General features: G+C 67.1%; 21 protein-coding genes. 12 read left to right on the top strand and 9 right to left on the bottom strand.

The genetic code is table 11. The annotated features are described in order from the left end of the window. Nucleotides 1–31: 31 nt before the first annotated feature. From VHP37_21570 to VHP37_21555, 4 genes are read left to right on the top strand one after another with little or no spacing between them, the layout of a single operon-like run. Nucleotides 32–1,351 carry an NADH:flavin oxidoreductase gene (locus tag VHP37_21570; protein ID HEX2828954.1) on the top strand — a complete coding sequence of 440 codons (1,320 nt, stop codon included), beginning with the start codon at nucleotides 32–34 and terminating at the stop codon, nucleotides 1,349–1,351. 23 nt (nucleotides 1,352–1,374) lie between these two features. After that, complete coding sequence (locus tag VHP37_21565; protein ID HEX2828953.1) at nucleotides 1,375–2,943, top strand: hypothetical protein; 1,569 nt, start codon at nucleotides 1,375–1,377, stop codon at nucleotides 2,941–2,943. Nucleotides 2,944–2,957: 14 nt separating this feature from the next. Next, nucleotides 2,958–4,835 carry a hypothetical protein gene (locus VHP37_21560; protein HEX2828952.1) on the top strand — a complete coding sequence of 626 codons (1,878 nt, stop codon included), beginning with the start codon at nucleotides 2,958–2,960 and terminating at the stop codon, nucleotides 4,833–4,835. Further along, on the top strand, nucleotides 4,832–6,691 hold the full coding sequence (locus VHP37_21555) for a GMC family oxidoreductase (protein HEX2828951.1): 1,860 nt from the start codon (nucleotides 4,832–4,834) through the stop codon (nucleotides 6,689–6,691). Before VHP37_21560 ends, VHP37_21555 begins: the two co-directional genes overlap by 4 nt. Here VHP37_21555 and VHP37_21550 read toward each other — a convergent pair. Then, nucleotides 6,688–9,540: a patatin-like phospholipase family protein gene (locus tag VHP37_21550; protein ID HEX2828950.1), complete on the bottom strand. Its 2,853-nt coding sequence runs from the start codon at nucleotides 9,538–9,540 to the stop codon at nucleotides 6,688–6,690. The genes VHP37_21555 and VHP37_21550 overlap by 4 nt on opposite strands. Nucleotides 9,541–9,681: 141 nt before the next feature. Here VHP37_21550 and VHP37_21545 point away from each other — a divergent pair, with 141 nt between their 5' ends. Together VHP37_21545 and VHP37_21540 are read left to right on the top strand one after the other, a co-directional pair. Continuing rightward, nucleotides 9,682–10,878, top strand: coding sequence for an RtcB family protein (locus tag VHP37_21545; GenBank protein HEX2828949.1), 1,197 nt, complete (start codon nucleotides 9,682–9,684; stop codon nucleotides 10,876–10,878). A 7-nt stretch (nucleotides 10,879–10,885) separates the two neighbouring features. Continuing rightward, the gene (locus VHP37_21540; GenBank protein ID HEX2828948.1) at nucleotides 10,886–11,578 is read left to right on the top strand and encodes an MgtC/SapB family protein; all 693 of its coding nucleotides are present in this window, start codon (nucleotides 10,886–10,888) and stop codon (nucleotides 11,576–11,578) included. On the opposite strand, the gene VHP37_21535 is transcribed toward VHP37_21540, so the two are convergent. The 4 genes from VHP37_21535 to VHP37_21520 all read right to left on the bottom strand — a co-directional run bounded on the left by VHP37_21535 (nucleotide 11,579) and on the right by VHP37_21520 (nucleotide 15,034). Beyond that, nucleotides 11,579–12,244 carry a queuosine precursor transporter gene (locus VHP37_21535; GenBank protein ID HEX2828947.1) on the bottom strand — a complete coding sequence of 222 codons (666 nt, stop codon included), beginning with the start codon at nucleotides 12,242–12,244 and terminating at the stop codon, nucleotides 11,579–11,581. Between the two features lie 179 nt (nucleotides 12,245–12,423). Next, a complete protein-coding gene (locus VHP37_21530) occupies nucleotides 12,424–13,044 on the bottom strand; it encodes a glutathione S-transferase family protein (GenBank protein ID HEX2828946.1) in 621 nt (206 codons plus the stop codon). A 1-nt stretch (nucleotide 13,045) separates the two neighbouring features. Further along, complete coding sequence (locus VHP37_21525; protein ID HEX2828945.1) at nucleotides 13,046–13,504, bottom strand: carbon monoxide dehydrogenase subunit G; 459 nt, start codon at nucleotides 13,502–13,504, stop codon at nucleotides 13,046–13,048. Nucleotides 13,505–13,696: 192 nt separating this feature from the next. Next, nucleotides 13,697–15,034, bottom strand: coding sequence for a malonyl-CoA decarboxylase (locus VHP37_21520; protein HEX2828944.1), 1,338 nt, complete (start codon nucleotides 15,032–15,034; stop codon nucleotides 13,697–13,699). A 217-nt stretch (nucleotides 15,035–15,251) separates the two neighbouring features. On the opposite strand from VHP37_21520, the gene VHP37_21515 reads away from it, so the two are divergent. Both VHP37_21515 and VHP37_21510 read left to right on the top strand, forming a co-directional pair. Further along, nucleotides 15,252–16,259, top strand: a complete 1,008-nt coding sequence (locus VHP37_21515; protein ID HEX2828943.1) for an XdhC family protein — start codon at nucleotides 15,252–15,254, stop codon at nucleotides 16,257–16,259. 1 nt (nucleotide 16,260) lies between these two features. Continuing rightward, on the top strand, nucleotides 16,261–17,079 hold the full coding sequence (locus tag VHP37_21510; GenBank protein HEX2828942.1) for an aspartate dehydrogenase: 819 nt from the start codon (nucleotides 16,261–16,263) through the stop codon (nucleotides 17,077–17,079). 78 nt (nucleotides 17,080–17,157) lie between these two features. Here VHP37_21510 and VHP37_21505 read toward each other — a convergent pair whose 3' ends face one another. Beyond that, nucleotides 17,158–17,571 carry a transcriptional regulator gene (locus VHP37_21505; protein ID HEX2828941.1) on the bottom strand — a complete coding sequence of 138 codons (414 nt, stop codon included), beginning with the start codon at nucleotides 17,569–17,571 and terminating at the stop codon, nucleotides 17,158–17,160. A gap of 80 nt (nucleotides 17,572–17,651) precedes the next feature. Here VHP37_21505 and VHP37_21500 point away from each other — a divergent pair, with 80 nt between their 5' ends. From VHP37_21500 to VHP37_21485, 4 genes are read left to right on the top strand one after another with little or no spacing between them, the layout of a single operon-like run. Then, complete coding sequence (locus VHP37_21500; GenBank protein HEX2828940.1) at nucleotides 17,652–18,188, top strand: GGDEF domain-containing protein; 537 nt, start codon at nucleotides 17,652–17,654, stop codon at nucleotides 18,186–18,188. A gap of 58 nt (nucleotides 18,189–18,246) precedes the next feature. Then, the gene (locus VHP37_21495; GenBank protein ID HEX2828939.1) at nucleotides 18,247–19,113 is read left to right on the top strand and encodes an NAD(P)-dependent oxidoreductase; all 867 of its coding nucleotides are present in this window, start codon (nucleotides 18,247–18,249) and stop codon (nucleotides 19,111–19,113) included. After that, the gene (locus VHP37_21490) at nucleotides 19,113–19,934 is read left to right on the top strand and encodes a hypothetical protein (protein ID HEX2828938.1); all 822 of its coding nucleotides are present in this window, start codon (nucleotides 19,113–19,115) and stop codon (nucleotides 19,932–19,934) included. The genes VHP37_21495 and VHP37_21490 overlap by 1 nt, the downstream gene beginning before the upstream one ends. Next, entirely contained in the window at nucleotides 19,922–20,752 is an 831-nt protein-coding gene (locus VHP37_21485) for an MBL fold metallo-hydrolase (GenBank protein HEX2828937.1), read from the top strand. Before VHP37_21490 ends, VHP37_21485 begins: the two co-directional genes overlap by 13 nt. A 151-nt stretch (nucleotides 20,753–20,903) precedes the next feature. On the opposite strand, the gene VHP37_21480 is transcribed toward VHP37_21485, so the two are convergent. From VHP37_21480 to VHP37_21470, 3 genes are all read right to left on the bottom strand, one after another. After that, nucleotides 20,904–21,869, bottom strand: a complete 966-nt coding sequence (locus tag VHP37_21480; GenBank protein ID HEX2828936.1) for a tripartite tricarboxylate transporter substrate binding protein — start codon at nucleotides 21,867–21,869, stop codon at nucleotides 20,904–20,906. 23 nt (nucleotides 21,870–21,892) lie between these two features. Beyond that, the gene (locus VHP37_21475; protein HEX2828935.1) at nucleotides 21,893–23,266 is read right to left on the bottom strand and encodes an MmgE/PrpD family protein; all 1,374 of its coding nucleotides are present in this window, start codon (nucleotides 23,264–23,266) and stop codon (nucleotides 21,893–21,895) included. Between the two features lie 237 nt (nucleotides 23,267–23,503). Continuing rightward, nucleotides 23,504–24,625 carry an MFS transporter gene (locus tag VHP37_21470; protein HEX2828934.1) on the bottom strand — a complete coding sequence of 374 codons (1,122 nt, stop codon included), beginning with the start codon at nucleotides 24,623–24,625 and terminating at the stop codon, nucleotides 23,504–23,506. Between the last annotated feature and the right edge of the window lie 9 nt (nucleotides 24,626–24,634).

The following is a 24,634-nucleotide window of genomic DNA, read 5'->3' as shown; positions in this document are numbered from 1 at the left end:
AAGCGCGGCCGGGCTCGGAAGGGGGAAGCACATGGAAGACGTCATATTCCAGCCGCTCAAGTTCAGGAACCTGACCGTCAAGAACCGGCTGTTCCGCTCGAGCATCTCGGGACGCTGGGACAACTACAACGGCAGCGGCAGCCAGGCGCGCATCAACTGGGAGACCAAGTTCGCGCGCGGCGGCATCGGCGCGATCATCACGTCGTTCGTGCCGGTGCACATCCGCGGCCGGATCATGCCGAACTACGCCATGATCGACCACGACGACAAGATCCCGTTCTGGCGCGCGGTCGGCAACGCGGTGCACGAGTACGACTGCCGCTTCATCATGCAGCTCAGCCATTCGGGACGGCAGCGCGACGTGCCCGGCGCGGAGAACCTGATGAACCGCGCGCTGTCCTCGACCGACACGATGGACAGCTTCCACGGCCTGCTGTGCCAGGCGATGACGCTGCAGGAGATCAAGCAGACCATCGACCACTTCGCCCAAGGCGCGCGCCGCGCGCGCGAGGCGGGGCTCGACGGCGTCGAGCTGCACGCGTCCCACGGCTATCTCTTCACCCAGTTCCTGAGCTCGGCGATCAACGACCGCAAGGACGAGTACGGGGGCCCGCTGGAAAACCGCGCCCGCTTCCTGCTCGACGTGATCCACGCGATCCGCCGCGAGGTCGGCCGCGACTTCCACCTGCAGGTGAAGATCAACGCGGTCGACAACAACAACGCGCTCTACCCGTGGGAGAAGAAAGGCAACACCCTCGAGGAATCGATCCAGATCTGCAAGTGGGTGGAGCAAGCCGGCGCCGACGCGCTGCACGTCTCGATCGGCAGCATGTTCCCGCATCCGCAACTGCCGTCGGGCGGGTTTCCGCTCGACGAGGCGAACTGGTGGTACGGCAACATGCTCTCGGCCGGCGTGCGCGGCTATTTCAACTACACGCTCTTCCACTACAAGCTGCTGCGCCCGCTGTTCTACGCGTTCTGGAACCGCACCAAGAAGGAACGGCCGCTGGAAGGCGTGTGCGCCGAGGAAGCGCGCGAAGTCAAAAAGGCCGTGAGCATCCCGGTGATCAACACCGGCGGCTACCAGAGCGGCGCGCTGATCCGCAAGGTGATCTCGGAAGGCTGGTGCGACGGCGTCACGATCGCGCGGCCGCTCATCGCGAACAACGACCTGCCGCACATCCTCCAGCGGGGTGAGGAACCCGACCGCCCGTGCTCGTTCTGCAACCGCTGCCTGGTCAACGCGCTCGGCAACCCGCTCGGCTGCTACGACGTGCGGCGCTACAACGGCGATCGCGACGCGATGATCCGCGAAGTGATGACGGTCTACGACCCTGCGCCGTTCCGCTAGCGCGCGCTCGACGGAGACATCCCATGCATGAGACCCAGACGGTACAGAAGGACCGGGTGCTCGTCGACGCGGTGCGCACGAGCCCGGTCGACGAGGACCTGCTGCGCTTCAGGCGCACAGCTGTGATCATCGTCGTCGCGGTGCTGGTGGTGCTGCTCGCCCTGTTCCTCTGGCGCTTCCGCGTCGATTCGCCCGTGACCTACAAGTCGGACGAGGACCACTTCAAGTACGGCTCCATCGGCGCGGAGCCCGGCGGCTCGGTCTTCAGTCCGGTCGGCGGCGTGCTGCCGCCGTACGACATCTTCCGCGTGCTGCCCGACATCTGTCCCGACAAGCTGCCCGGCGGCTATGCGTCGCTCGGGCTCATCGTCGAGCCCGGACACGACATGCCGATCGGCGTGTCGAAGCGCAAGCGGCTCGGCTTCGAGCAGGTGGCGCTCAACTGCGCCGGCTGTCACACCGGCACCTATCGCGCGTCGCCGCACGACCAGCCCAAAATCGTGCTCGGCATGCCCGCGCACAGCCTCGACCTGCAGCGCTTTTTCGATTTCGTCACGTCGTGCACGCTCGATCCGCGCTTCACGCCCGATAACGTCATCGGGAAGATCCAGGCCGCGGGCGGCGATCTCGGCTTCATCGACCGCTGGTTGTATCGCTCGCAGGTGATTCCCACGACGCGAGAATCGGTGCTGCGCCTGCGCGCGCGGGTGGGGCCGCTCCTCGACGGGTCGGTCACGCAGTGGGGTCTCGGGCGCGTCGACACGTTCAACCCCTACAAGGCGATCCAGTTCAACTGGCGATTGCAGGACCTCCCGAGGAGCGAGCTCATCGGCGCGTCGGACTATCCGGCCCTGTGGAACCAGAAGCCGCGCGACGGCATGCAGCTGCACTGGGACGGCAACAACACTTCGCTCGCCGAGAGAAACCTGAGCGCTGCGCTCGGCGCGGGCGTGACGCCGGTCACCGTCGATCATGCGCGTCTCAATCGCGTGCGGGACTGGATCAAGGACCTGCGCCCGCCGCGCTATCCGTTCGCGATCGACGAGGCGCTCGCGGCGAAAGGCGAGACCGCGTACCGCGAGCACTGCGTAAGGTGCCACGCCGATCATCGTTTCGGCGTGGACGGTCATCTGGAGAAAGGCTGGCTCGTCGGCGAGGTCGATCCGATCGAGCGCATCGGCACCGATCGCTATCGCCTCGATTCGTACACGCTCGCGTTCGCCTCCAACCAGTACACGCTCTATCCGCACTCCGAGCACCAGTTCAGGAATTTCCGCAAGACCAACGGCTACGCCAACCAGCCGCTGGACGGCATCTGGGCCCGCGCGCCTTATCTGCACAACGGCTCGGTGCCCACGCTGCGCGACCTGCTCGAGCCGCCCGAGGCGCGGCCGAAACTGTTCTATCGCGGCTACGACGTGTACGACCCCGAGAAAGTCGGCTTCCGCTCCGACGTGGCCGAGGAGAAAGGGCGGCGCTATTTCGCGTTCGACACCAGCGTGCCCGGTAACGGCAACGGCGGCCATCTCTACGGGACGCGACTGCCCGCGGAAGACAAGCAGGCGATCGTCGAATACATGAAGAAGTTCTGACGCGGACGGCGAACATGGATACGGCGGCCTACGACAAGCTCGATCGCCAATACAAATGGGTGACGTGGCTCGGGATCTTCCTGAACAGTCTGTTCATTTTCCCGCTGATCATCGCGCCGCGCTGGTTCCTCGGCGTGCTCGATCTGTCCGTCCCGAGCCCGATCATCTGGGCGCAGCTGCCCGGCATGCTGCTCTTGTGGATCAGCATCTTCTACATACCCGCGACGGTCGATCTGAAGAAGTATCGCGTGTTCGCATGGCTCGCGATCTTCCCTTCGCGAGCCGGAGGCGCGACGGCGTGCATCGGCGCGGTGCTGTTCTTCGACCAGGAGCTCGGGTTTCTCTCCATCGGCTTCGTCGATCTCTTCATCCTGCTGCTCCAACTGCGCATCCTGGTGAAGATCGGTGCGGTCGAGCATCCGCTGCCGCCGGAAGCCGCTTCGATGAAAGCGCGTCATCGCAGGCGCTGGGGGTGGGCCGTCGCGGCGGCGGTGGTGGTCATCGCCGCGGTCGGCTGGTACAAGTTCCTGCGCGAAGTCGACCAGCGCTTCGAGCTCACCGAGGAACAGCGCAAGACCCTCACCCCGGAACAGCAGCAGGACGCGCTGATGGCGGCGCGCTTCAAGTACGGCTCGATCGGCACCGAGAAGGCGGCGGGGCTGCCGTACTGGATCTGGTTCGTGCTGCCGCGCATCTTCCCCGAGTACCTGCCGGGTCCCGGCGGCTACAACGCGCTCGGACTGCACAGCGAGCAGGGCCGGGCGGTGCCGATCGGGTTCTCGGTGAAGACCATCGGCTTCGAGCGCGTCGGCATCAACTGCGCGCTCTGCCACACCGGCAGCGTGCGCTTCTCGCCGTCGGAGACGCCGACGCTGCTCGTCGCGGGCGCGACGACGACGTTCGATGCGCTCGGTTATCAGCGCTTCCTGTTCAGGAGCGCGTCCGACCCGCGGTTCAACGCCGACACCCTCATGGCCGAGATCGCGAAGATGTACACGCTCTCGCCGCTCGACAAGGCGCTGTATCGCTACGTGCTGGTGCCGTTCACGCGCCGCGCGCTGCTCGAGGAGCGCGATCGCTACCAGTGGACCGAAAGTCGGCCGTACTGGGGCCGCGGGCGCATCGATCCGTTCAATCCGGTCAAGGCGGGCATCCTGAAAGTCGGCGTCGGCGACACCATCGGCAACTCCGACATGGTGCCGATCTGGAACCTGGGCCTGCGCAAGGGCATGGCGTTCCACTGGGACGGTCTGAACACCGACCTGGGCGAAGTGTTCAGGAGCTCGGCGATCGGCGACGGCGCGAAGCGCGGCTCGGTGCCGGCGGAGCTGGAGAAAATCCAGGCGTGGCTCACCGCCAAGGCGCCGCCGAAGCTGCCGTCGCGCATTCCCGTCGACGCCGCGCTCGGCGCGTCCGGCAAGACGGTGTTCGAGCGCGAGTGCGCGTCGTGTCACGCGGGCCCGCAGACCGGCCAGGTGATCCCGCTCGAGAAGGTCGGCACGGACGATCACCGCGTGAAGATCTGGACGCCGCAGGCCGCGGCCGCGTACAACGAGTACGGCCCGTTCAAGCACTTCCGCTCGACCAACGGCTACGTCGCGCCGCCGCTCGATGCGCTGTGGACGCGCGCGCCATACCTGCACAACGGCTCGGTGCCGAGCTTGCGCGACCTGCTCGAGCCTCCGCAGCAGCGGCCGAAAGTGTTCTATCGGGGCTACGACCTCTTCGACGCGGAGAACGTCGGTTTCGTGTCGCAGGGACCCGAAGCGCAGCGCGTCGGATTCCGCTACGACACGGCCGAGGTCGGCAACAGCAACGCCGGCCACCTCTTCGGCACCGCGTTGCCCGCCGAAGAGAAGCGCGCGCTGCTCGAATACCTGAAGACGCTGTGAGCGACGCCGCCGACCGGTCCGGCGACTACGAGTACATCGTGGTCGGCTCGGGCGCCGGCGGCGGCACCGTCGCGGCGCGGCTGGCGGAAGCCGGCTGTCGCGTGCTCCTGCTCGAAGCGGGCGGCGACCCGTGTACTGCCGCGGCCGCCGCGCCGGGCGACGGCATCCCCGAGCACTATCGCGTGCCGGTGTTCCACGCGTTCGCATCGGAGAACCCTGCGTTGCGCTGGGATTTTTTCGTCCGGCACTACGCCGACGACGCGCGCCAGCGCCGCGACGACAAATACTGCGAGAAGCAGGACGGCGTGCTCTACCCGCGTGCGGGCACGCTCGGCGGCTGCACCAGCCACAACGCCATGCTGGTCGTCTATCCGCACAACTCGGATTGGGACGACATCGCGCGGCTCACCGGCGACGAATCGTGGAGCGCGTCCAACATGCGCCGCTATTTCCAGCGCATCGAGAACTGCCGTCACCGTCCGCCGTATCGCCTGCTCGCGAAGCTCGGCATCGATCCCTCGCGCCACGGCTGGAACGGCTGGCTGCCCACCCGGAAAGCGATTCCCGAGGCGGCGCTCGCCGACCGTCCGCTCAAGCGCACCATCTTCGAATCGTGGGCCGCGACGCTCGGCAAGCCGTCCGGATGGCTCGCGCGCCTGCGCTGGGCGCTGATGAGCCAGGGAGATCCGAACGACTGGCGGCTGGTGCAGGACGATGCCGAAGGCGTGCACTATGTGCCGCTGTCGACGCGCGACGGCGAGCGCTACGGCACGCGCGAGCGCGTGCTCGAAACCGCCGCGCGCCATCGCGAGCACCTGCACGTCGAGCTCGACGCGCTCGCGACGCGCGTGTTGTTCGATGACAGCCTGCGCGCGATCGGCGTCGAGTACCTAAAGGGCGCGCGCCTGTATCGCGCCCACGCGCAGCCGGCGACAAATGAAGGGGAGCGGCGCACGGTGTATGCCTCGCGCGAAGTGATCCTTGCCGGCGGCGCGTTCAACACGCCGCAGCTCCTCATGCTGTCGGGAGTCGGCCCGCGCGACGCGCTCGCGGCGCACGGCATCGCGTGCCGCGTCGACCTGCCGGGCGTCGGCAGGAATCTGCAGGACCGCTACGAAGTCGGCGTGGTCAACCGCATGCCGTCCGACTGGCCGATCCTCGAAGGCTGCACGTTCGCCAAGGGAGACCGGCGCTTCGTCGAATGGGACGCGAAGCCGCGCAAGGGCGTGTACACCACGAACGGCGCAGTGATGGCGTTCGTCGCGCGCTCGGCTCCGACCAAGCGCGTGCCCGATCTCTTCTGCTTCGCGCTGCTCGGCAAGTTCCGCGGTTACTTCCCGGGTTATTCGAAGCTCTTTCCGCAGCACCTCGACTATCTCACCTGGGCGATCCTCAAGGCGCACACCAACAACCGCGCAGGCGTGGTGACGCTGCGCTCGGCCGATCCGCGCGATCCGCCGCGCGTCGACTTTCGCTATTTCGACGAGGGCAGCGCGGGCGGCGAAGAGGACCTCGATGCGGTCGTCGCCGGCGTGAAGCTCGTACGGCGCATGACCGCGAGCCTGTGCGAGCGCAAGCTCTGCGAGGAAGAGGAGCCCGGGCCGCGCGTGCAATCCGACGAAGCGATCCGCGAATACGTGAAAGACAACGCGTGGGGCCATCACGCGTCGTGCACCTGCCCGATCGGTCCGCGCGAGGCCGGCGGCGTGCTCGACAGCGCCTTCCGGGTTCACGGCACGCGGGCCTTGCGCGTGGTCGACGCCTCGGTGTTTCCGCGCATCCCGGGCTTCTTCATCGTCTCCGCGGTCTACATGATCGCGGAGAAAGCCGCCGACGCGATCCTCGCCGAGCGCTAGGCGTTCAGCACCTCGCGCAGCGCCGAGGTCTCGACGAGCTCTTTGCCGATGAGGTAGCCGAGCCTGCGGTACGACTCGAACTGCGCTTCGTCGAAGAACTGGTCGATGGTCGACTGCTGCGGGAAGTCCTCGTTCGAGAGCGCGTAGTTGCGCACGTCGGGCGCGCTGCGGTAGATCACGTCGCGCAAGGAAGGCTTGACGAGAAAGATGCGGCCCGTGAAGCCGCGCGCGCCGCCGACGTTCGGATAGCGGATCGTGCCGTCGAGGACGCCCGCCTTGCTGAAGCGTTCGAGTCCTTTGTCGGTGAGACGCGCGGCGTCCCCGACGTCGAGGTCGATGCACACGCCGAAATCGGTATAGCACTTGCGCAGGGTGTCGGCGAGGTCGTCGAAGCGCATCGGGATGTCCTGTCCGCAGTCGCCGACGACGATCACGCTGCAGCGGCGCCGCACGAGCTCGTAGATCCCGAGGTTGTCGAAGTGCCCGCCGTCGGAGAGATACACGTACTTCGACTGCGCGTCGGTCATGCCGAAGAGCTCCTCCAGCAGCAGGCCGCCGCCGAAGATCGGGCTCGAGTACGGCTCGACCCTGGTGCGCGCGGTATTCGGGCACCAGCGCCCCAGGCGCACGTTGAAGAGCGTGAGCAGGAAAGCGACCGCGGTCGAGGTGTGGAAACCCCAGTTGGGCGAAGCCGCCGCGCCCGACACCGCCACCACGCTGCCGAGCATCGGACCGTCGTCGTCGGTAGGGCCGAACACGCTCGACGTGTGCATGTACTGCCTCGTGCGCACGAAGCCGCCCGCCACCTCGGTCGGGTCGCCGCTCGCCGGGAGCTGGAAGCCGCAATGCCGCGGCGTGAAGAAGAACGCGCCGGCCTTGCGCTGCTGCCACGCGAGGTTGCCGCCCGCGCTCATGTTGAGCGCGGTGTTGAGGATGTGATACGGGCGCTGCACCGTGCCGTCGCTCGCGACCAGCGCCCCGAGGCGCACGTCGTCCTTGGTATCGAAGCCGGTGAACGGATGCGGCCGCCGTCTGCGCGCGGGATCGCTCGTCGCCGCGCGCGCCGCGCCCAGATAGCAGCGCGTGAGCCGGTTGCGGTAGAAGTTGTGCAGCGAGAACAGATTGATGTCGACGCGCCACGCGAACAGCACGAACACCGCGGCGAACGCGGCGAGCGCGACGAGCGGCGTGCAGTCGGCGGGCGCCATGCTCTGGAGCACGGCGCCGAGCACGCTGTCGAACGGCGCGACGCCGACCGCCGTGCCGCCGAACAGCTTGTACAGCGCGTACGAAAGCAGGATCGCGAGCCCGAGGATGAACACGTACGGCGCGAGCGGCAGCAGGCGCTCGGTCATGCTCACCTTCACTGTCCCGTCGGGCGTCTGCGCCGCCGAGTCCTTGCCGCTGGTGCGGCCCGACTTGCCCGCGAGCACGCCCCACAGCGTCGTCAGCAGCCACACCGGTCCGCCGGCGTAGACGATCCAGCCGCGGCCGAACTCGACCAGCGCAGGGCCGTAGACCGCGAGCACGAAGATGCCGCCGATGCCGATCGACACGCCGATGATCCACGCGCCGTCGCGCGCCCACCACTCGTGCACCTGGTAGTCGAAGACGCGCCCGATCAGGCCGAGGTGGACGATGATCATGAGCCCGAGCACGTAGAGGATCGCGAACGGCGCGATCGACACCGCGAACCAGCGCGCCACGTGCGGCGTCATCTGCGCGACGAGATCGCGCAGCACCCACAGTCCCGCGCCGCCGACCGCGCCGGCGATGACGCCGGCGATCGTGATCAGCAGGAACCACGGTATCGGCGTCGCCTTGCGGTGCGACGGCAGCAGGCTCACCACCGCGCTCACGCCGCCGTAGAGCGCCGCGAGACAGGCCGCCCATGCGGCCAGCGGCGGCGTGCCCGGCAGGTCGCCGCTGCTGGTGACGTGCTCGTATACGGCGTCGAACAGCGGCTTGGGCTGGGTGAGATCGATCGCGACCAGGAAAGCGCCGGCGACCGCGGGCGCGATCACCGCGAGCAGCACGAAGCCGGTGGTCGCACGCGAGCTTTCGCTGGGCGCGCGCAGGTTGATGCCGATGCACGCCGCGCTCACGCTGAGCAGCAGCGTGCCGAGCAGACCGGCGTGGGGCGCGACATGCGGGATGCCGAGATAGATCGCGCGCGGCAGCACCAGCACCGCGAGGAGCAGCGCGACGACCATCATCTGGATCAGGACGACATTGCGCAGGTACGTCGCGATCGCGGCGAGCGCATCGGTGCTGAGAAACCCCAGCCGCGGCGTCAGGTAGTTGCTGTACTGGCGCAGGAAGCCGATCGCCCGCGCTTCGCGCGCCTTGGGTTGCCCGCCCGCATCCTGCGGACTGAGCTCGCTTTCGAGCGCCGCGACCGCCGCGCGCGGTGTGGCCGATCGGTCCGCATCGAGCGTCTCGTGCAGCTGCGCCGACACCCAGCTTCCGATGTAGCCGCCGCCGGAGACGGTCGACAGGTAGTCGAAAGACTGCAGGAGCTTCTTCTCGCACAACGCCTGCAGCACGCCGAGGTTGAAGGTGGCGCTGCGGATGCCGCCGCCCGAGAACGCAAGGCCGGCGAGCTGCATGCGCTGGGCGAGCGCGCACGCGTCGGCGTCTGCGACGTGGCCTTGCGCGGCGTCGCGCACCGCCGCGATCGCTTCGCGCTGGGCTGCGATGACCTCGCGCTGCCGCAGCTCCGCATCGTTCGCGGGGGCCGTTGCATCACGCGGCCCGGCGGTCATATCGGTGCCGCGGGCTGCCGCGATCTGCGCGAGCTCGTCGAGGAGTACCGCGTCGAAACCCCCGCTGCGCTTGGTCTGGCTCATGGCTTTTTCTTCCCGTCCTTCAGCGTGCAGCCGTTCCACGACCGTAGACTAGCGCGATTACGCGTTTGGCATGGGCGGAAAATACAATCCGGGTGCGCTGCCGCCGCCCGCGTGCGGTACAGCACCTGCATGGACTCGCGCATGCCCGTCAAGCTGACTCTGGAGCAAGGTGCCGTCCCGGTGAAAGTCTTCACCGGCGACATCGAGGATACGGCCCGGCAGCAGCTGGTCAACCTGTCCAAACTGCCGATCATTCATCACCACGTCGCGGCGATGCCCGACGTGCACGCCGGCATCGGCGCGACCGTCGGCAGCGTGATCGCGACCGACCGCGCGGTGATTCCGGCGGCGGTCGGCGTCGATATCGGCTGCGGGATGATCGCCGCGCGCACGTCGCTCGGCGCGCAGGACGTCGACGAGAAGAAGCTCAAAAAGCTCTTCGACCAGATCACGCGCGACGTGCCGGTCGGCCGCGACCAGCACAAGCCGGGGCGCGAGCCGACGCACGCCAGCGCGCCTTTCGGACGCGAGCTCGGACGCATCCTGAAGACGCACCCGCAGATCGAGAAGCGTTTCAAGCGCACCGCGAACTGGGCGGCGCAGATGGGGACGCTCGGCGGCGGCAATCACTTCATCGAAGTGTGTCTGGACGAGTCGCAGCGCGTGTGGGTCATGCTGCACTCGGGCAGCCGCGGCATCGGCAACGCGATCGGCTCGTACTTCATCGAGCTCGCGCGGCGCGACATGGAACGCACCGCCGCCAACCTCCCCGACCGCGACCTCGCGTATCTCACCGAGGGCGCGCAGCACTTCGAGGATTACGTGACGGCGGTCGACTGGGCGCAGCGCTACGCGGCGGCGAACCGCCAGACCATGATGGACGCGGTGCTCGACGGCATGCAGCGGCACCTGCCGCCGTTCGAGGTGACGCAGGAAGTCGTGAACTGCCATCACAACTATGTCGAGCGCGAGCGCCATTACGGCAAGGACGTGTGGGTGACGCGCAAGGGCGCGATCAGCGCGCGTGCGGGCGAGCTCGGCATCATTCCCGGAAGCATGGGCGCGAAGTCGTATATCGTGCGCGGACGGGGATCGGAAGAGAGCTTCCACAGCTGCGCGCATGGCGCCGGGCGCCGGATGAGCCGCTCGGCGGCGCAGAAGCGTTACACCGCCGCCGACCTCGCCGAGCAGACAGCGGGTATCATCTGCCGCAAGGACAGCGGCGTCGTCGACGAGATTCCGGCGGCATACAAGTCGATCGACGAAGTGATGGCGAACCAGAACGACCTCGTCGAGGTCGTGCATACGCTGAAGCAGGTGCTTTGCGTGAAGGGGTGAGTAAGCATTGGCGACCGAACCGTATCTGACGATCATCACCCATCTGCTCGTCGCGCTCGTCGCCGGCGCGCTGATCGGCTACGAGCGAAGCTTCCAGGGGCGGCCGGCCGGATTTCGCACGCACACGCTGGTGTGCATGGCGTCTTCGCTGCTCATGCTGCTCACGGTGTTCCAGTCGTCGTGGTTTCAGGCGAGTGCGGAAGTGGTGCGCATCGATCCCACGCGCATGGCGCAGGGGATCATGACGGGTATCGGTTTCCTCGGGGCGGGCGTGATCGTGAAGGAGGGTGCGTCGGTGCGCGGGCTGACCACCGCCGCGTCGATCTGGATCACCGCCGCGATCGGCATCCTCGCCGGCGTCGGCTTCTACTTCCCGGTGATCGTCGTCACCGTGCTCACGCTCGGCACGCTGTCGGTGTTCCGCCGGATCGAAGCGCGCATGCCGGTGCTTTTCTACGTCCGCCACGTCGTGCGCTTCCCGCTCGATCGTGCGACAGCCGAATCGGCGTATCGCGCGTTTCTCGCCGAGCACGGCTTCACCACGTCCGCGGTCAGCTATCGCGTGAACAACGCGGAGCGCTACCTCGAATACGAGATGGTCATCCGCAGCCGCGATATGGGCGCCGAACAGCGCCTGGCGGCGGCGATCGGCAGGAACGGCGACATTCTCGAGTTCAGCCTGACGCCGGCGAGCGATTGATCACGCTTTCAGCGTGAACGGCGTGAAGTTCGTGTCGCGATCGTAGTAGTCCTCGTGCTCCGCCCGTTTCAGCGCACCGACGATCTTGTAGGTGAGCGGCGTGAACACGACCTCGACGCCGACCTTGGTCACGAACTGCGCGAGCATGACGAGCGGCAGCTTGTCGTCGGGGATGATGCCGCTGCCGTAGAAGGCGAGCGGATAGAAGAGGGTGGAGTCGACCGCTTCGCCGAAGATCGTCGAGCCGATCGTGCGCATCCACAGCCGGCGGCCCTGCATCGCGATCTTCATCTTGGCGAGCACGAACGAATTGACGAACTCGCCGCAGAAGTAGGCCACCATCGACGCGGCCACGATACGCCAGGTCGAGCCGAACGCGACTTCGTACGCGGCCTGGTGCTGCCAGAACGGCGCGGGCGGCAGCGCGACGATGACCGTGGCCATGAGCGACGCGAAGGCGAGCGCCCCGAAACCGCACCAGATCACGCGCCGCGCCCGCGCGTAGCCGTAGACCTCGGTGAGCACGTCCCCGAAGACGTACGAGATCGGGAAGAACAGCACGCCGGCGCCGAACGTGAGCGTGCCCACTACCGGCAGGTCGAGCTGCGCGATCTTCGCGGGACCGATGAGGTTGGAGCACACGAGCACCGTGACGAAGGCCGCCATTACGAATTCGTAGTAGCGGTATGTCCGCTGGGAGCTCATTAGCGGAAGAAAGTGACGGATAGGGCGGTGACGGATAAAGCAGTGACGGATAAGACGGTGACGAAAGGCGTTCGCGCGGTCGCACTCGTCACCGCTTCATCCGTCACCGATTTTCCCGTCACCGTTTCATCAGTCACTTTTCACGTCAGTTGCAACATGCAATGCTGTTTGTATCCCGGCCGTTCGCAAATGCGACGGTACCAACGCTCGAAGTTCGGCAGGCTCGGGCGCTCCAGCGGAAGCTCGAACCAGCGATAGGCGGCGATGCCCATGGGGATGTCGCCGATGCTCAAGGCGCTGCCGGCGAGGTAGTCGCGGCCTTTGAGCGCCGCGTCGACGATCGCGAAGTTGGCGGCGAGCTTCTTCGTGTTCTCCTCGACCACCTGCATGTTCCGTTTTTCCGGCGGGGTGCGGATGAGGTTCCAGAACACCGGTCCCATATTGGGCCACAGCGTGGTGTGGTACCAGTCCATCCAGCGATCGGCGTCGGCGTTGGTCTTCGGATCCTGCGGCCATAGCTTGCCCGCGCCGTGCTTCTTCGCGAGATAGCGCACGATGGCGTGCGATTCCCACAGGATGAAGCCGTCGTCGTCGATCGTCGGCACGAGCCCGTTCGGGTTCATCGCCTTGTATTCGGCGGTGTCGTTGACGCCGAACTGCATGCCGGCGTCGACGCGCTCGTACTGCAGGCCGATCTCCGCGCAGCACCACAGCACTTTCTGAACGTTGCTCGAGTTGGTGCGTCCCCAGATCTTCAGCATGTCAGTTCGCCTCCTTCGCCGCGTCCGGGTTCGACGCTTTCTGGTTGAAGCACTTGAAGAAGTCTTCGGCGAGCTTGCGCGCGACGCCGTCGATCAGGCGCGCGCCGAGCTGTGCGAGCTTGCCGCCGATCATCGCCTTGACGGTGTAGGCGAGCACCGTGCCGTCGCCTTCGGGCTGCAGCGTGACCGCCGCCTGTCCTTTCGCGAAGCCGGCGACGCCGCCCTGGCCCTCGAACACCATCGTGTAAGCGCGCGGAGCCTCGACGTCCTGCAGCGTCATCAATCCTTTGAACTTCGCGCTCACCGGGCCGATCCTGGACGTCATCGTGAGCTGGTACTGGTTCTCGGCGACCTGCTCGAGCGAGTCGCAGCCGGGAATGCACTGCTTGAGCACCGCCGTGTCGTTCAACGCTTCCCACGTGCGCTGCTGCGACAGCGGCACGATCTGCTGGCCGTTCATTTCCACTGTGGATGCTCTCCCTGACCGCTCGAATGCAAAACGCGCAGTATAGCGGGGGAGGGATCGTCATTCCCGAACCGCGGGAGCGGGCGCTATCGGGAATCCATTTTTCAGCGCTTCGAATTCGAGATGGATTCCCGCCTGCGCGGGAATGACGCCTGGGAGCGCCGCACCGTCGCGGCGGACAGTACGCTATTGCGCAGTCGCGTCGGCCTGAGCGAACGGGCAATCGGCCGCGAGGCGGCGGATGTCGCGCGACATCGCGACCTGCCGGGAGCGCACGTAGGTCTCGTGGTTGGTCTCGACTTCGTCGAGACGGTAGGCATAGTTGACCATCAGCCCGGCGGACTGGGAGAGGCCGCGCTTGCCGATGTCCGCGAGCCAGTTGAGCCGTTCCAGCCTCGCGCCGTTGCCGAGGTGGAAGCGCGCGACCGGATCGGCGGCCTCGCTGCCGTTCTTCGCGTAAGCGAGGTAGTAGGCGGCGTACGACATGAGCAGCTTGCGCACGCGCTCTGCTTCGGCGTCCTCCTTGTGCCATGTCGGCGACTCGATACGCGCGAGCGCGTCCAGATGCGCCGCGCCGTCGGGCAGGTCCTTCAGCGTCGGGCCGATGCCGCGCAGCCACGCACGCAGGCCGGGGATCGGCGAGAGCGTCGCGAAGTTCCTGATCCTCGGAAATTCCTGCCCCAGTCGCTGCGCGACCTGCTTGATCAGGAGGTTGCCGAAAGAGATGCCGCGCAGGCCGGTCTGGCAGTTCGTGATCGAGTAAAAAATCGCCGTGTCGGCGGTTTCGGGAGCGGTCTCGCGCGCGTCGGGACCGATCAGCGATTCGATCGAAGCGCTCATGCCGCGCGTGAGCGCGACCTCGATGAAGATCAGCGGCTCGTGCGGGAGCGCGGGATGGAAGAACGCGAAGCAGCGCCGGTCGGCGGCGAGCCTGCGCCGCAGGTCTTCCCAGCCCTGGATCTCGTGGACTGCTTCGTACTCGATCAGCTTCTCGAGCACCACCGCAGGGGTGTACCAGTCGATGCGCTCCAGCGTGAGGAAACCGCGGTTGAACCACGAGCCGAAGAGGTGCTCGAGGTCCGAATCGATGCCTTTCCACTCCGGATGGGCGTCGAGCGCCGTCAAGACCTCCCGACGCATCGCGACGAGCGCGGCGGTGCCGCCCGGCGCGGTGTTCAGTCGCCGGAAAAGCTCCTGGCGCGGCGCTTCGACGCAGCGCTGGAGCCGGATGAGGTTCTCCTGCGTCGGATGGTCGTGGTACGCGTGGTACGCGGTCTCGAGCTCGGCGCGATCGGGCGCGAATTCGGCCGAAAGCGCATCGAAAAAGGACGGCAGCGCGGTCTTGGGCAGCGCGTTGTAGGCGGCGAGGGCATCGCGCGCGACGGCGGCGCCCGAGACTTCGCCGCGCTCGGACAGCAGCGCCTGGAACAGCTCCATCGCGTGGCGCGCACGGCGATGGGAGCGGCGGCGGTCGCTGGGGACGACGGCGCCGATGAAGCGCTTCAGAAACGACGGTGCATCCATGAGATACGAACGCAAAGTGGAAACGAGGCCCCGTGCCGTGCTGGTCTTTGCGTTTGAGCGCGTCTTCGACGGCTGGCCGCGTAGAGCCGCCAACTGCACTGCTGAAGGGCGAGTCGGTTTCATGCTAGCGCTAGTCTAGTGCGGTTCGCAATCGCGCGACCGTTCCCTATAATGAGTTTCGCGAGTGGTGCACGGAACGTGCCCGGGAGTATCGAAAGTGGACAGCGTCGATCTGCAGGTGATGAAAAGTGCGCGTGACTGGCTGAAAAGCGGTCACGGCGTCGTTCTCGTGACGATCGTGCGGACGTGGGGCTCGGCGCCGCGGCCGATCGGCGCGCTCACCGCGATACGCGACGACGGCCAGGTCGTCGGATCGGTCTCGGGCGGCTGCGTCGAGGACGACATGATCTCACGCGTGCGCGCCGGCGAGATCGCCCGCGAGAAACCCGAGACGACCACGTACGGCGTCACCGAAGACCAGGCGCGCCGCGCCGGCCTGCCGTGCGGGGGAACGCTCGAGCTCGTGCTCGAGCCGCTGTCGGAAAAAAGCGGCATCGACGAGCTGCTCGAGCGCGTCGAGCGCCACGAGCTCGTCGTGCGCACGCTCGACATGGACAGCGGCGCTACCGGCATCGCCCCCGGGAAATGGAGCGACCAGCTCGAATTCGACGGCCGGACGCTGAAAAGCGTGCACGGACCGCACTGGCGGCTGCTCATCGTCGGCGCGGCCCAGCTTTCGCATTACCTCGCGCAGATGGCTCAGGCGCTCGACTACCACGTGACCGTGTGCGATCCGCGCGAGGAATACGCCGACGCGTGGACGCTGCCCGGCGTCACGTTCACACGCGAGATGCCCGACGACACCGTGCTCGCGATGAGCCTCGACGCGCACAGCGCGGTCGTGACGCTCACTCACGATCCGAAGCTCGACGACATGGCGCTGCTCGAGGCGCTGAAATCGCCCGCGTTCTACATCGGCGCGATCGGTTCGAGGAAGAACAACGAGGCGCGCCGCAAGCGTCTCGCCGAGTTCGATCTGGCGCAGCACGAGATCGACCGGCTGCACGGCCCGGTGGGCCTGTCGATCGGCAGCAAGACCCCGCCCGAGATCGCGGTCGCCATCCTCGCGCAGATGACCGCGGTCAAGAACGGCGTGCAGCTCGAAGGCCTCGTCCAGCCGACTAAGCGCACGACCGACGGCGTGCCCGTGAGCGGGAATAGCTGAGGTGCGCGTCGGCCTTCTCGGCGGCGGCACGATCGCGCGCCTCTTTCTCGAGCACATCCGGCGCGGCGACCTCGGCGAAGGCGTCGAGGTCGTGGCGGTCGCGGGACGCAGCGCCGCGTCGCGCGGCAAGGCGCTCGCCGACGAATTCGGGGTGCGCTTCACGTCCGACCTCGATGCGCTGAAAAACGCCAGGCCCGATGTCGTCGTCGAAGCCGCGTCGCACGAAGCGGTGCGCACCTACGTCGAGCCGCTGCTCGCCGCGCGCATCGCGGTGATCGTGCTGTCCGGCGGCGCGCTGCACGACGACGCGCTGCGCGCGCGCCTCGAAGCCGCCGCGCGCGACAGCGGCGCGCTGCTCTACGTCCCCTCGGGCGGCATCGCGGGCCTCGACGCGCTCAAGGCGGCATGCGTCGCCGGCGTCGAATCGGTGCGGATCACCGCGGCCAAGCCGCCGCGCGCGTGGAAAAACATCGAGTACGTCGAGACGCTCGACATCGACCTGGACGCGCTCACCGAAGCCCGAACCCTCTACGAAGGGCCGGCGAGGGGCGGCGTGCCGCTGTTTCCCGCCAACGTGAACATCGCCGCGGTGCTGTCGATGGCGGGCATCGGCTTCGATCGCACCGAGCTCAAGGTGGTCGCCGATCCGGCGATCGACCGCAACACCCACACCATCGAGATCCGCGGCCGCACCGGCAGCATCACCGTCAAGCTCGAGAACGTCCCGGCGCCGGACAATCCCAAGACCGCGTGGCTCGCGTGTTACAGCGCGCTGGCCGCGTTGAAGGCGATGAACTCGCCGATTCGTTACGGGACTTGAAGGAAAGGAGGGGTTCAAGGAGGGAAACCTTGGTTTCCCTCCTTGGCGTTCACCGCCCGAAGGGAAGCAATAGCGAAGCTATTGCTTCCCCTCCAGCCTCAGCAGCGCATGCACGATCTCGATGACCATGCGCTTGTGATTGTCTTCCAGCGTGTCGAACTTGCGCGCGACCCAGGTCGGGTCGGCGCGATAGGGGACGGCGTCCTGGCGGGTGCCGATCGCGCCGCGGTCCTGTTTGCGCTCGGGGTCGCCGAAGCGCAGCCAGTGCACGCCGACGTCCAGCCACTGCGCGAGCGTGCGGATCTTGTCCTGTGACGGCAGCGCGCTGTTCGTCAGCCACTTCCTGACGGCCTGCGTCGAAACCGGATCGCCGGCGTAGCGCAGGTTGAACTCACGCGCGATGTGGGCGTAACTGCCGGGGTCGACACCGGTCTTGCGCAGGGAATCTTTCAGGCGCTTGCTGAAAGCCTGCTTTTCATCCATCAGGGCCATTGCGCCACGGTAACATCAAGCGCGTCCAACCATGGTTCCCGGCGGTTGTCCCGTACGACAACCGGACGTAGTATGACGTTGTGCTTGACTTCCGCGACAGCGTCACCGGTCTCGGCGGGCGCGAGTTGCTCGAGGAATTTCTTCTCTTCCACGTCGCGCTCGCGCGTCGTCGGCGCACTCCGCTTGGCCTGATCTATGCAGACGTGGAGCAGCTCGACCGTGTGAACCGTCTCCTCGGGCGCGACGCCGGCGACGCGCTGCTGCGCCTCGTCGTGGTGCGTATGCGCGCGGCATTGCGGGCGAGCGATCCGCTGGTGCGCGCCGGTCCGGACGAATTCGCCGCGCTGCTGCCCGACGCCGGCGACTTCGGGGCGATCGTCGTCACCGAAAAGGTGCGCCGCGCGTGCGCCGGCTGGTACATCGCGCAAGGCGCCCAACAGCCGCTGCGCGTGACGGTCGGCTCGAGCGTCTTTCCTGCCGACGGCGACAGCGCCGACGCGCTCCTGCGGCGCGCCGAAGCAGCGACTTACCGCATGAAGGTCGCCGATCGCCAGATCTTCGGCCCGCTCGGCCGCTGCACCGGCGCCGAATACGTGCTCGGGCCTCGTTCGCCGTAGCGCATTCGCCGTAAAATTCCCCTTACTCTCCCGCTTTACCTCCGGAATACTCCACAAGATGAAACTCGGATTCATAGGTCTCGGCGTCATGGGGGCGCCCATGGCGCGCCATCTCGCGCGCGCCGGTCACGACGTGACCGTCTACAACCGCACCAAAGCAAAAGCCGACGCGTGGGTCGCCGCGAACGGTGGGCGCACAGCGCCGACGCCCCGGGACGCGGCGGACGGCGCCGAGATCGTGTTCTCCTGCGTCGGCAACGACGACGACGTGCGGCAGGTGACCACCGGCGCCGCAGGCGCGTTCGGCGCGATGAAAAGCGGCACGATCTTCGTCGATCACACCACGGCGTCGGCGGCGGTTGCGGTCGCGCTCGAGCGGGCCGGTCGCGAACGCGGCATTGCGTTTCTCGATGCACCGGTTTCGGGCGGACAGTCCGGCGCCGAGCAGGGAATCCTCACCGTCATGGCCGGCGGCGACGCCGCGGCGTTCGAGCGTGCGCAACCGGTCATCTCGCATTTCGCGCGAGCGGTGACGCTGATGGGACCTTCGGGCTCGGGTCAGAAGACCAAGATGGTCAACCAGATCTGCGTCGCCGGCGTGGTCCAGGGCCTCGCGGAGGGTCTCGCATTCGCGCTTCGCGCCGGGCTCGACGCGAACCGCGTGGTGAGCGTCATTTCAAAAGGCGCGGCGAATTCTTGGCAGATGGAAAACCGTGGAGAGAGCATGATCGACGGCAAGTTCGATTTCGGCTTCGCGGTCGATCTCATGCGCAAGGATCTGCGCATCGCGATGGAAGAGGCGCGCGCGAACGGCGCCGAGCTGCCGACGACCGCGCTCATCGACCAGTTCTACGCGAAAGTGCAGAAACAGGGCGGCGGCCGGCTCGACACCTCCAGCCTCATGACACTGCTGAGCGACCGCTGATGGCCCCCGTACCCGCTCTCCCCGCAGCCACTGTCACGCTGGTGCGCGACACCGACGAGGGCATGGAAGTGCTCCTGCTCCAGCGCAATCACCAGTCCGGCTTCATGCCGGGGATGTTCCTCTTCCCCGGCGGCGGAATCGATCCGGGCGACCGCCACGCGGCGGTGGTGTCCCGCTGTCAAGGCCTTGATGACCAGGCTGCGAGCGCCGCGCTCGGACTCGAAGGCGGCGGCCTCGCGTACTGGGCCGCGGCGATCCGCGAATCGTTCGAGGAAGCCGCGGTGCTGCTGGCGTACGGCGGCGACGGCGCGCTCGTGAATCCCGGCGAGGCCGCGTGCAGCGAGCGCTTCGCCGAATATCGCCGCAAGCTCAACGCGGGTGATGAGGACGTCCTGCCGGACATGCTCGAGCGCGAAGGCTTGCGGCTCGCGACCGACAAGCTCACCTATTTCAGCCACTGGATCACGCCGGTGAACGCGCCGCGGCGCTACGACACGCGCTTTTTTGCGGCGGTCGCGCCGGCGGGGCAGGAAGCGGCGCCGGACAACGTCGAGGCGATCCACCACGTGTGGGTCAAGCCTTCGGTCGCGGTGGAGCGTCACCACGCGGGCGAGTACAAGATGCGCACGCCGACGATACGCACGCTGGAGGTTTTCGCGCCGTTCGATACCGCGGATGCGCTGATCGGGCACCTGCGGTCGCTGCGTGAGATCCCGGCGATCCTTCCCCGCCTCGGGCCCAAGGGCAAGCCGCTGCTGCCGGGCGATCCGGGTTACGAGGCGTTAGCGCAAGCGGAGGCGCAAGGACAATGGAAAAAATAATTCCGGGTGAGGGCGTGAGCATCGCGCCGAACATCGTGCGGCTGACGGCCCCCAATCCGGGCGTGATGACGGGGCCGGGGACCAACAGCTACATCGTCGGCTCGCGCGAGCTCGCGGTGATCGATCCGGGGCCGGCGATCGAATCGCACATCGACGGCCTGCGCGCGGCGGTGGGCGACAAGCTCAAGTGGATACTCTGCACGCACACCCATCTCGATCACTCGCCCGCGGCGGCGGCGCTGAAAGCCGCAACCGGCGCGCGCATCGCGGGCATGCCGACGGCGCAGGACGGACGGCAGGACGGTGACTTCGCGCCCGACCGCGTGCTGGCCGAAGGCGATCGCATCAGCGTCGACGGCATCAGCCTGCGCGCGGTGTTCACGCCGGGCCACGTGGCGAATCACCTGTGTTACCTGCTCGAAGAGCAGAGGCTGCTCTTCACCGGCGACCACGTCATGCAGGGCTCGACGGTGGTCATCTCGCCGCCCGGCGGCGACATGCAGGCGTATCTCGCCTCGCTCGAGAAGCTGCTCGCGCTGGACATCGCGGCGCTCGCGCCGGGTCACGGTCACGTGATCACCACCCCGCACGAAGAAGCGCGGCGTCTCATCGCGCACCGCCTGGGGCGCGAGAAGAAAGTCGCCGATGCTTTATCGAGGAAGAACCCGGCGACGCTCGACGAGCTCGTGCCGTACGCCTACGACGACGTCTCGGAAAAGCTCTACCCCGTCGCGAAGCGCTCGCTGCACGCGCATCTCATCAAGCTCGAGAAGGAAGCGCGGGCGAAGCTCGAGGGAGACCGCTGGTCGCCGCGCTAAAGTCGTCTTGGCGTACGGCAGGACGCATGCGACGCGAAGCGTCATCCTGGCGAATGCCAGGATCCATTTTCAAACGGCGTTAAGGTCAAGATGGATCCCGGATCGCGTGCGCTGGCGCGCACAGGTCCGGGATGACGGGCCTACCGGCCCGTCAGCTCTGCACCGTGATCTTCGCCTGCTTCACCACGCGCTTCCACTTCTCCACGTCGCGCTTGATCACCGCGCGGAACTGCTCGGGCGTGCCGCCGGCGGGCTCCAGGCCTTCGCCGGCCATGCGGTCCTGCAGCTCTTTCGCCTGCAATGCCTGACCGATGCCTTGGTTCCAGACGTTGACGACGTCCTTCGGTAATCCTTTCGGCCCGAACACGCCGTACCAGAGCACGACGTCGTAGCCTTTCACGGTCTCGCCGATCGTCGGCACGCCGGGCAGCGCGCCGCTCGGTTTCTCGGTGCTCACCGCGAGGCCGCGCAGGCGATTGTTCTTGACGTGAGGCGCGGCTGCCGGGACCGCTGCGAACATGAGCTGAAGCTGGTTGCCGAGCAGCGCGTTGAGCGACGGTCCCGTTCCCTTGAACGGCACGTGCGTCATCTTCACGCCCGCCATGAGCTCGAAGAGCTCGGTGCCCAGATGGGTGATGCCGCCGGTGCCGGTCGATCCGTAATTGAACGCGCCGGGCCTGGCTTTGGCGAGCGCGATCAGCTCGGCGATGCTCTTCGCCGCGACCGAAGGATGCACCACCACGACGAACGCCGACTCGCCGATCATCGCGATCGGCTGGATGTCGTTGATCGGATCGTAGGCGAGCTTGTAGACCGCCGCGTTGGTGCCGTAGCTCCCCGACACCATGACGAGCGTGTAGCCGTCGGGTGTGGCGCGCACCGCCATGTCCGCGCCGATGGTCCCGCCCGCTCCGGGACGGTTGTCGACCACGACCGACTGCGACAGCGCTTCCGACATCTTCTGCGCGATCGTGCGCCCGACGATGTCGGTGCCGCCGCCCGGCGCGAAAGGAACGATGAGCCGCACCGGGCGCGTGGGATATTTCTGCGCCTGCGCGGGCATCGATACTGCAATCAGGACAAACAACGAACACAGCACGTGCGGCACACGCTTCATGTCTTGTTTCTCCGATTTGCGCGCTAGCGCGCGACGAGCAGGGCGAGTAGCTCCTTGACCGTATGGTTCTCGATGTTCAGCGCGGTTTCGGCGACGGCGTCGACCGGCAGCTGCGGATTGATGCCGCGGAACTTCTCGGTGATGCCGCGCGCGTCGATCGGCGCCGCGGTCGAGCCCGAAGGATCGAGCACGTCGACCCGCACGAGCTCGCCGTCGGCTTCGGCGCCGACCCACGCCGCGAAGTTCTTCGGGTACAGCTTGTCGAGCTCGGGGTCGGGCACCAGCTCGAGCTGCGCCGCGAGTTTCACGAGCTGCGGATCGCGGATCTTGTCGTCGCTGAACTGCGGCGGCAGCACCCGGCCTTCGAGGAGCGCTGCCGCGACGATGTAGCGCAGGCTCATCTGCGCGTTGAGCGCGTTGGTCGGCGTGTAGTCGAAACCGCACTGCACGTCGACCACTTTGCTCGTGCCGACCTTCACTTTGCGCCGCGTGTCCCACGGCGCGCCGAGCTTGTCGCGCAGCGCGAAGGCGGCGTCGACGTAAGAATGCGTGCTGCCGCAGCACGAGTACGGCTTGATCGAGATCGCATCGAGCCGCCAGACCTCGCCGAGCTGCGCAGTGAGCGGCGCGGGATCGGACGCGTCGGAGTAGGCTTTCAGCACGCCGCCGTCTTCGAATTCGTAGATCTGCGTCGGACCCGTGAAGCCCAGCGCTGCGAGCTCCGCCGCGAGCACGCCCGAATGCGCGGCCTTGCCCGCGTGCAGCCGCTTGCTCATCGCGCCGTCGGCGTTGAAGGCCCATACGCCGCCGCCCTGCGTGCCGGCGAGGCCCAGCGCCCACGCGGTGCGCTCCGCGTCGAAACCCATCAGCACCGCGCACGCCGCCGCGGCGCCGAAGGGACCGCACACGCCGGTGAGGTGCCAGCCGCGAAGACGCGCGGCGGAAGGATTGAGCGCGAGGCTCGAGCGGATCATGACTTCGTAGCCCGCGGCGATCGCGGTGACGAGCGTCTTCCCGTCGGCGTTCAGCTTCTCGGCGACCGCAAGCGCGGCGGGAATGACCACTGCGCCCGGGTGCAGCTTGGCGTTGTGATAGTCGTCGAGCTCGAACGCGTGCGAGGAGGTGCCGTTCACGAGCGCGGCGTCGGCCGCGCGCAGACTGCGCGCGCTGTCGCCCCATACGGTCGATTCGGCTTTGCCGCCGCCCGCACGCGCCCACTCGAGCAGCATCTTCGCCCACGGCGTCGCGTAACCGTAGACGCCGCAGCCCAGCGTATCGAGGATCGCGCAGCGCACGACTTCGCGCGTGCGCTCGGGCAGGTCCTCGTATCGAAGCTGCGAAACCCATCGCGCAACCGCGCGCGTCGCCGCGGGAACGGCATTGCGGTCCATGTTCATGATTCCTCCTCGGGATGTCGCTTTATTCTAGACGCAAAGCGCAGGGCGTTTTTTAACGCAGGGGACGCCAAGGACGCCAAGGAAAGGCGTAATGGTCATCGCGAGGAGCGCGAAGCGCGACGTGGCGATCTCGTGGCGCACGGAATCGACCGCGTCGGGATTGCGTCGTCGCTGCCGCTCCTCGCAATGACAGGTTTGGTTTCCTTGGCGTCCTTGGCGGTTAATCAGCTCTTGCCTTCAACGCCTGGAAAGAAAACTGATCGTCGCGAGATTCAAGGCGTTCAGCCAGAACACCGGCGACGCGCCGAAGGCGGTGCCGAGGACGCCGGAGATCAGCGGCATGACGATGCGCGCCATGTTGTTCGCCGTCAGCCGCAGTCCGGTCACTTCGCCCGCGCGGCCGGGGGGCGATTTGTCGAAAGAGGTCGCCATGAGGAGCGGCTGGGTGCAGCCCACGCCGATGCCGATCACGAAGGCGACGCTCATCAGCGCATAGGCGCTCGTGAACAGCGGGAACGCCGCGAACGCCGCCGCCGCGACGAGCAGGAAGCTCACCATGATCTGGTCGGTCCGCAACCTGCGCGTGAGCGGACCCAGCATGAAGCGCGTGAGCAGGATCGCGACGGCATACGTGCCGAGGATCATGCCGGTCGTGGACGCGGAGAGCCCGACGTTGTGCGTGTACACCGGCACGTAGAACGCGAAAAGCTCTGACGACGCCACCGACAGGCCGCTGATGAGGATCAGCCTGCGCAGCACCGGCTCGCGCAGGAGATCGAGCGCGCCGCCGCTGCCGCCGGCCGCCTTGCCGCCGTGAATGCTCGCGAGGTCGCGCCTTTTCCACAACAGCGCAATCGGGATCACCGGCACGCATGCGAAAAAGAGGAACGTCATCGCGTGCCCGGCGTGGTCGATCGAGTAGCCGGCGAACACCGGGCCGATGAAGTTGGACACCGAATAGCCGATCGACAGCCACGCGAAGTTGCGCGGGCGCTGCTCCGCCGTGCCGATCGCGCCGGCGAGCGTCTGTATCGACACGTTCCAGAAGACGAACGCGCCGCCCATGAGCAGCGCCACGGCGAAGAGACCCGCGAGATCGCGCCAGACGAATCCGGTCAGCATCGCGGCCGTCGTCATCGCCGCGCCGACGATCAACGGCAGCCGCGTGCCTTTCTCGTCCGCGAGCCTGCCGGTGTAGACCGCGAGCACGAGCGGCACGACCGCGTACAGCGCTGCGAGCAGGCCGACGGTGGCCTGGCTCGCGCCGAGATCCAGGGCGAACAGCGAGACGAGCACCTTGCTGCCGATGTAGCAGGCGTGGACCGAGATGCTCAGGCAGACGAGGAAACCGATGCTCATGTAATCCAG

The organism is Burkholderiales bacterium (assembly GCA_036262035.1).
Lineage (GTDB): Bacteria > Pseudomonadota > Gammaproteobacteria > Burkholderiales > SG8-41 > JAQGMV01.
The sequence above is the reverse complement of the archived record's forward strand: the minus strand, read 5'-3'. Positions and strand labels throughout refer to the sequence as shown.

What these genes read in the sequence shown, in the direction of transcription:
- VHP37_21535 (HEX2828947.1), bottom strand. Translation starts at nt 12,244, where the DNA reads ATGGCGGCCTTCGTCACGGTGCTCGTGTGCTCCAACCTCATCGGTCCC.
- VHP37_21520 (HEX2828944.1), bottom strand. Translation starts at nt 15,034, where the DNA reads ATGGATGCACCGTCGTTTCTGAAGCGCTTCATCGGCGCCGTCGTCCCC.
- VHP37_21505 (HEX2828941.1), bottom strand. Translation starts at nt 17,571, where the DNA reads ATGGCCCTGATGGATGAAAAGCAGGCTTTCAGCAAGCGCCTGAAAGAT.
- VHP37_21485 (HEX2828937.1), top strand. Translation starts at nt 19,922, where the DNA reads ATGGAAAAAATAATTCCGGGTGAGGGCGTGAGCATCGCGCCGAACATC.
- VHP37_21570 (HEX2828954.1), top strand. Translation starts at nt 32, where the DNA reads ATGGAAGACGTCATATTCCAGCCGCTCAAGTTCAGGAACCTGACCGTC.
- VHP37_21530 (HEX2828946.1), bottom strand. Translation starts at nt 13,044, where the DNA reads ATGCTGAAGATCTGGGGACGCACCAACTCGAGCAACGTTCAGAAAGTG.
- VHP37_21565 (HEX2828953.1), top strand. Translation starts at nt 1,375, where the DNA reads ATGCATGAGACCCAGACGGTACAGAAGGACCGGGTGCTCGTCGACGCG.
- VHP37_21490 (HEX2828938.1), top strand. Translation starts at nt 19,113, where the DNA reads ATGGCCCCCGTACCCGCTCTCCCCGCAGCCACTGTCACGCTGGTGCGC.
- VHP37_21495 (HEX2828939.1), top strand. Translation starts at nt 18,247, where the DNA reads ATGAAACTCGGATTCATAGGTCTCGGCGTCATGGGGGCGCCCATGGCG.
- VHP37_21560 (HEX2828952.1), top strand. Translation starts at nt 2,958, where the DNA reads ATGGATACGGCGGCCTACGACAAGCTCGATCGCCAATACAAATGGGTG.
- VHP37_21475 (HEX2828935.1), bottom strand. Translation starts at nt 23,266, where the DNA reads ATGAACATGGACCGCAATGCCGTTCCCGCGGCGACGCGCGCGGTTGCG.
- VHP37_21480 (HEX2828936.1), bottom strand. Translation starts at nt 21,869, where the DNA reads ATGAAGCGTGTGCCGCACGTGCTGTGTTCGTTGTTTGTCCTGATTGCA.
- VHP37_21550 (HEX2828950.1), bottom strand. Translation starts at nt 9,540, where the DNA reads ATGAGCCAGACCAAGCGCAGCGGGGGTTTCGACGCGGTACTCCTCGAC.
- VHP37_21525 (HEX2828945.1), bottom strand. Translation starts at nt 13,504, where the DNA reads ATGAACGGCCAGCAGATCGTGCCGCTGTCGCAGCAGCGCACGTGGGAA.
- VHP37_21545 (HEX2828949.1), top strand. Translation starts at nt 9,682, where the DNA reads ATGCCCGTCAAGCTGACTCTGGAGCAAGGTGCCGTCCCGGTGAAAGTC.
- VHP37_21470 (HEX2828934.1), bottom strand. Translation starts at nt 24,625, where the DNA reads ATGAGCATCGGTTTCCTCGTCTGCCTGAGCATCTCGGTCCACGCCTGC.